Source organism: Okeania sp. SIO1H4, assembly GCF_010672695.1.
GTDB lineage: Bacteria > Cyanobacteriota > Cyanobacteriia > Cyanobacteriales > Microcoleaceae > Okeania > Okeania hirsuta.
The window spans coordinates 1-6,156 of the sequence record NZ_JAAHGB010000137.1 but is presented as its reverse complement, the minus strand read 5'-3'; the positions used below and the strand labels follow the sequence as shown (position 1 = coordinate 6,156).

Sequence of the window (6,156 nt, the reverse complement as noted above, 5' to 3'; positions counted from 1 at the left end):
ATTTCGATTGCTTAAATCCTTTCCTGTAAAACGCTGTATAAAATCAATTGCTGTTGTGTGCATGACTTTGCATTTATTTTTCTAACATAAACTAAATAAACATTACCATATCTGATATTTTCAGAGTTCAAAGAAAAATTAAACCTAGCTAAGATAGAAATTTGGCTCAACCGAACCATTTTCTAACTGATATTGAAAAGCTAAACCAGAACGACCACAAAATAAAAATAAGATTAGCATTCTTCATTAAAACCTTTCTAAACTGAATACGCAGTGTAAATAGTTTGTAAGGCTCTTTGCACAATATCTTCATCTGAAAGTGCCGATAAGGCTAAAGCTGGTGGCCCCCCATTTAAAACCATAATGATAGGTTCTTTAATGTATGGATAAAGATTAAACCATTGGTTAAACTGTCCCGGAGGAAGATCGTTTTCTGGAGTTAATATCCAGGTAGTTGATAGATCCCAGAATGGCTGATCGAATAACAAATAAACTTTGTCTAAAGTCCCCATTCCGAGTCGCTCGATAGCTCGCTGCTTATTTTTGGGCAATACAGGATTGAACTTGATACCTCCTCTTTTGAGTACACCAAGGGGGACTGTGACCAAAACCGCATCAAAAGATTGATGATTAATTTTATCAAAACCCAGTGTCACCCCTTTTTGAGTTCTGGAAATTTCCTTAACCAGTGTATTCAATTTAATTTTGTAGTCACCCTTGAAGGCTGCCAAAATACCTGCGTATCCATCTGGGAATATGACATCGGGACCATCGTAGTCGTTCACGAAGAGATAAGCCCACTGATTGATTTGATCTTCATTTGTTCCAGCCGTGTGCTGGATACTAACGACATTTTCCAACCATCCTGGGGCATCACTGTCCCTAATTTTACCCCCACCACGTCCTCGAATAATGTAATCCTCTTTTTCCGTTTCGATAAGTCGCTGATCTAGCTGTTCGGCCAAATCCACAAGGGGGTTTCCGTTTATCCCATGAATCCAACTAGCTCCCAGTTCCAATGGTACTCCCAGTCGGTCATCTGTCCAGATCCGTCCCCAAATGCGATCGCGTGCTTCAAACAAAGTAACTTCTCGACCGTTTGTAGAAAGTTTATGTGCTGAGGCAAGGCCGCTCATTCCTGCACCAATAATTGCAATTCTATCAGCACTACCTTGCAAGATTGAGTTAGCTGCCCGAAGCCCAGATTCGTACGCAGCATGAACTGTACTGTTGTAGTTTGGAAAAGTAGCTTCACCAGCAAAAAATATCTTCTTGTCAATGGGCTGCTCCAGGGCACGAATGTCACTGCGCGAAGTTCCTTTTGGGATGTATGAATATGAGCCGTATGTGTAGGGATCGCGACTCCAATTCGTTCGGATGTAGCCCAGAAGCTTTTGGTTTTTTGCCTGAAAACCCTCCCAAGGCAAGAAATTCAAAAGTAAGCCACTTGTAACTCCATGTAGTAATGTTCGTCGATTCATTTTTAGCTAGATTTATCAAAGGGTAATTAACGGTTTAACATAATCATAGTCTAAAAATTGTTTGGGAAAGGTTGAGCGATCGCATATCTGCTATAATTTTCCTTATTTAGATTCCACAAAATTGTCAATCTGCGGAGTATCGACTGTATAGCGAAGCAGACATTGCACGACTCCAGCACATTTTGTCGTTGAGGCAGTTAGGTTTTGCCCTCAAAGAAATTCGCGAGTGTTTGGAGAATCCTGCCTTCTCCCTACCAAATGTAATCAATCTGCATTTGGCGCGACTCCAAGAGCAGATGGCTGTATCGCAGTCGCTCTTTACCAAGCTCAGTACCCTAGCCCAAAAACTCCAAACCTCTCAAACCGTTACGGTTGATGATCTCTTACAGATAATGGAGAACCTTACCATGACTCAACAATATTTGACCCAAGAACAACATGATTTGCTCGAAGCTCGATTTAATGAATTGAATGAATTGAATAATGAATTGAATAAATTGAATGAGGGGACCAATGAGGGGCAGACCGAGTGGCTAGAACAGGCGCGATCGTACATGACCCAAGATCGTGACTTCAATGATCCAGAGGTGCGGCACATGGCATTGCTGTTTCGTGACAGGATCCATGCATTTGTTGGTGGTGACCTGCAACTCTATGAAGCGCTTATGCAGCGCTATCAGAAAGAGGGAGCTGAAGCCGCTAGCTGGGGTACCTTAGATGCCCCCACATTAGACTATCTTCTCAAGGCGATAGCGATAGAGTCAGTTCGGGAAGAAATGGTCAGGTTTTCGTTTCAGGAAGAAATGGTCGGGTTTTCGTTGGATCGCTTTACCCCGGAAAGCCGTGAAGTGTTGACTCAAAGTCAGGAATGCATGCGAGAGCTACACCTCAACTTCTTCGGTGTAGAAGCGCTACTTTTAGGGCTGCTAGCTGTCGAAACATCCTTAGCAGCACAAGCTCTGAACAACCAGGGGGTAGACTTGGTCATTGCCCAAAATCTCTGGCGAAAATTGTTAGCTAATACAAAAATTCTCTCTGATGCCCAAAATCTCTGGCGAAAATTGTTAGCTAAATACAACTTTTTTGGTACAAAAATTCCCTCTGATACGAAAAACCCCCCAGAAATTACCTTTACACCCCGTGCCCGCCGTGTCATGAAGCTAGCGACTGAACAGGCAGTACAGCAAGGTCACGATCAGATCACCCCCCAACATCTGTTACTCCGTCTTTTGCAAGAAGGTGAGATGGGTGGTGAGATGGGTGGCGGTATGGCCATGCGCGTGCTACGAGAGTGCGGAGTAGACTGCCAGAAGCTGAAGCAGCAGATCCGCAGCGTTTAAGGAGAAAGGTGCGGGTGTAACGTTTATTATGCTTTCTCCATCATGTGGTGACAAGCTCATGTGGTAACAAGAGGCTTGAATGCTTTACAGGGAAAACTTTTGAAGTTTACTACTCCTGAAAATATTTCTCCCTTAATCTTGAGATTTTCAGCCTTGAAGAGCACACAAAAAGGCTACAAAGCTGATTCTTTCATGATGCGATCGCCGCCTAGACACTTGCGATGACTAGATTATGAGTTGATCTTTTCGGCAGTTTATCATCTAAAAAGCTTGTCCTGACTAACTTACAAAGGGCTTGTCACCCCATGAGGTTATTTGCTCTAGAGAAATGTACCAATTTCAAGCGATCGCCTACTCCAAATGACTCATAGGCCCAAGGTTCATCTCCCTTGGCTTTTATGTTTTCCGTGGATCTTAAGGGTTGTAAATCTATACCGTATTTGCTAGGAGAGATTTGTCGGCTCAACGGTAAGACTTACCGGCTGCAGATAACTTATCGCCTCAAGTAGATATTTCAAGTAGCAGTCCGGTGCAGTCTAGGGTTAGACGTATATTGGGTGCTCAACCTTATAAATCATGAGCTTAGTCCTTGCTGTTGCCGTAAGAATTTACACAGGAATGTACTTGACAGAATATGGTGCCCAATGCTCTTTCCAAGGTCTTGCCTCTTCTAGTTCATAGGCCAGTTCATACAGCATCTTGTCATTGCCAATGGCCGCTTGAAACATAGTACCAATCGGCAAACCTGACTCATCATCCCAATTTAAAGGTACTGACATAGCTGGATTACCAGCCACGTTAGTGGGAGCCGTATAGGCCAGACGATTTTGTAGGAACTCTAGAGTTGAGTCATTGACTCTGTCGTTTGGTGTTAGTGCGTCTCCCTCGACAAATAGAACAGGCATGACTGGCGACATCAAAATATCGATCGATTCAAAAGTCTCAATATAAAAGCCTGGAACTTTAGCGAGATAGACTTGCCCTTGGGCTTCTTGCTCATCTGTAATGGAAGCGCCGTATTCAATTAGGGAAGCGGTAAATGGATCTAGGAGACCTGACTCGGCGGCTGCTCTACCACTGAGGATTTCTGTAGATTCAGCCACAGTCCCGAATTGTCGTAAAAATGCACCATTATAGTTTGTAAAAAACTCCACCTCATTCACGGGGAAAGTGACCTCAACGACCTCATGCCCCAAATCTTGCAGCAGCCGTACAACATTTTCTTGGGCTTTACGAACAGGCTCTTCAACGACCAGCCCCCCACGAATTGAGGCAGCATAACCAATCTTCAATCGTCGGGTTGAGGGACCAGTCACCAGCCCCACAGGTTCAAATACTCGGCTAGACTTGTCTTCAGTGTCATTGAAAAGGGCGGCACTATCACGCACTGTTCGACTCAAAGCCTGGTTTGTTTTGAACGGATTATGCCCACCATCGGATTCACCAGAGAGCATACGTTCTCGGCTAGGTTTCATGCCAAAAACGCCATTGGCACAGGCGGGCAATCGGTTGGAGCCACCGCCATCAGTTCCGTGAACTAAAGGCAAAATTCCTGCTGCCACAGCAGCCCCTGCTCCTCCACTAGACCCCAGTGTGGACTTAGATAAATCCCAGGGGTTGCGACTCAAGCCAAAGGCACTATTATTCGTGACAATACCCAACTGGGCAAACTCTGGAACATTGGTCATGCCTACAATATTCATGCCTGCGGCTTCGACCCCGTCAATGTATCTCACATTTCTGACTGGGACATTTGTCAGTTGCAGTCGTGAGCCATCGGTACGACGGACTCCCCCGACATCAATCATATCTTTGATTAAAATTGGCACACCAGCAAACGTGCTGTTGAGAGAAATTTGATCAGCTTTTTCCAAAGCCCTTTCGAAGGTAGGAGTAGTCAAGACATTGATAATTGGCTCCATCGCTTCAATACGACGAATAACTACTTCAACTAACTCTCTAGCCGTAATCTCTCGTGCTTTGATCAGTTGGGCTAAACCAAGTGCATCGTAATCTATCAATTCGTCGGATTCCCTCATGCGAGCAAGTGCTTCAGGCGGAATAGGGAATAGTTGGTTGGCGAGAGTATTATTTGTTCCTGGTCGAGTTGTTTTGGCTTGACCCAACTTACCTAAAGCGAGGGTGCTAGTTAGTCCTACAGCCATACTACTCGTCAGAAATGCACGTCGATTTAATTGAACCATTAAATTTCTCTCCACGATTCCGATGCTTCACTGAAGTCTATTCAATAAATAGCTTAAGTATCTCCTCTAGAAATAGTCAAGCCCAATAGAAGTTCCATGATCAACTGGAGCATATCTTAGCTTGGAGATGCCCAAAATATGGCTAACTATTGCTTATTATGCTTGCTCCTATCTAAGTCAGTCTAACCATCCCAATTAGGGGTATTAGGCTGATATTGATCGCGATAACAGCCCTGTGAATGACGTTAGGCTGAATAAAGTCTTGATAACACCCCAAAATAGAGTGTTATGCAGATCATAGTCAGTCTATCTTTCCAATTTGGCATATTATACAGACTCAGACCTTGATCATGTCCGAAATTATGGTTTTATCACGATCTTGCTGTGCATATTAGCACTGTCAGCGGATGTTATGCGGCTTTCTTCATCAAATCTTCATTATCGCCATAGTCCTTCAAATCTGGACTGAATCGATGTTTTGAATGGTCTGAGTCGGTTGATTAATCCAGCAATGGGGCTGTTTCGCCTACCACCTGAAGCTGCATCGCCTGTCATTCTGGCATCAGTTTGCAAAGACGGACTACTGCTATTTGCTGAACCCAATACGGTCAGCCTGTTCCGGTGCAAATCCTCACAGGCGTTTATCTCGCCGGGGTACTGTTCCCCTGTCTGGTGACAGCACTGACGATCGCTCGTGAACAGTCTTTCAAATTTGCCCTGATGTTGATGGGGAGGCAGGCGATCGCTGCGATTGTTTTTTCTCTATTGCTTGCTTGGGGAGAATTATTAATTAGCTAAAGGCAAAAAAAACATTTTGCCCAAAAGCAGTTGATGGTGATGGCCTTAACCTGACACAATTGTAAATAAATAAAAAGTATTTTTCTGTTATGTTAATTTTGAGAATAATTATCATTCTTATACATAATTATCCTCCTCAGCCTTCCAAGCTGTATCGCTTTGGGGTTAAAAAGGTTGCAGGAGAAGTATAAGGCCAACTATAACCATTATATCATGTCCGTTTATATCGTTTGTGTAAACCCAAGGGTGAATATCTACAGGAAATGATGGTTTTTTCTTGCGAGGGTAGCCTTCTTTCCTCTTCCCTCTTTCTTCTTCCTTCTTCCTTCTTCC

At 43.8% G+C, this 6,156-nt stretch carries 6 protein-coding genes; 2 read left to right on the top strand and 4 right to left on the bottom strand.

Annotated features, from left to right (window positions below):
• Window positions 1-257: 257 nt before the first annotated feature.
• Window positions 258-1,481 (bottom strand): flavin monoamine oxidase family protein, encoded by a 1,224-nt coding sequence (locus F6K06_RS32935; RefSeq protein ID WP_287240683.1) that lies wholly within the window; start codon window positions 1,479-1,481, stop codon window positions 258-260.
• 110 nt (window positions 1,482-1,591) lie between these two features.
• Here F6K06_RS32935 and F6K06_RS32930 point away from each other — a divergent pair, with 110 nt between their 5' ends.
• Window positions 1,592-2,821 (top strand): Clp protease N-terminal domain-containing protein, encoded by a 1,230-nt coding sequence (locus tag F6K06_RS32930; protein ID WP_287240797.1) that lies wholly within the window; start codon window positions 1,592-1,594, stop codon window positions 2,819-2,821.
• Window positions 2,822-3,119: 298 nt separating this feature from the next.
• On the opposite strand, the gene F6K06_RS32925 is transcribed toward F6K06_RS32930, so the two are convergent.
• The 3 genes from F6K06_RS32925 to F6K06_RS32915 all read right to left on the bottom strand — a co-directional run bounded on the left by F6K06_RS32925 (window position 3,120) and on the right by F6K06_RS32915 (window position 5,628).
• Window positions 3,120-3,287 (bottom strand): hypothetical protein, encoded by a 168-nt coding sequence (locus tag F6K06_RS32925; RefSeq protein ID WP_287240685.1) that lies wholly within the window; start codon window positions 3,285-3,287, stop codon window positions 3,120-3,122.
• Window positions 3,288-3,429: 142 nt separating this feature from the next.
• Window positions 3,430-5,025, bottom strand: coding sequence for an amidase (locus F6K06_RS32920; RefSeq protein ID WP_287240687.1), 1,596 nt, complete (start codon window positions 5,023-5,025; stop codon window positions 3,430-3,432).
• 438 nt (window positions 5,026-5,463) lie between these two features.
• Window positions 5,464-5,628: a hypothetical protein gene (locus F6K06_RS32915; RefSeq protein ID WP_287240688.1), complete on the bottom strand. Its 165-nt coding sequence runs from the start codon at window positions 5,626-5,628 to the stop codon at window positions 5,464-5,466.
• Window positions 5,629-5,646: 18 nt separating this feature from the next.
• Between F6K06_RS32915 and F6K06_RS32910 the strand changes: the two genes are divergently transcribed.
• On the top strand, window positions 5,647-5,823 hold the full coding sequence (locus F6K06_RS32910) for a hypothetical protein (RefSeq protein WP_287240690.1): 177 nt from the start codon (window positions 5,647-5,649) through the stop codon (window positions 5,821-5,823).
• The last annotated feature ends 333 nt before the right edge of the window (window positions 5,824-6,156 follow it).

What these genes read in the sequence shown, in the direction of transcription:
- F6K06_RS32935 (WP_287240683.1), bottom strand. Translation starts at nt 1,481, where the DNA reads ATGAATCGACGAACATTACTACATGGAGTTACAAGTGGCTTACTTTTG.
- F6K06_RS32920 (WP_287240687.1), bottom strand. Translation starts at nt 5,025, where the DNA reads ATGGTTCAATTAAATCGACGTGCATTTCTGACGAGTAGTATGGCTGTA.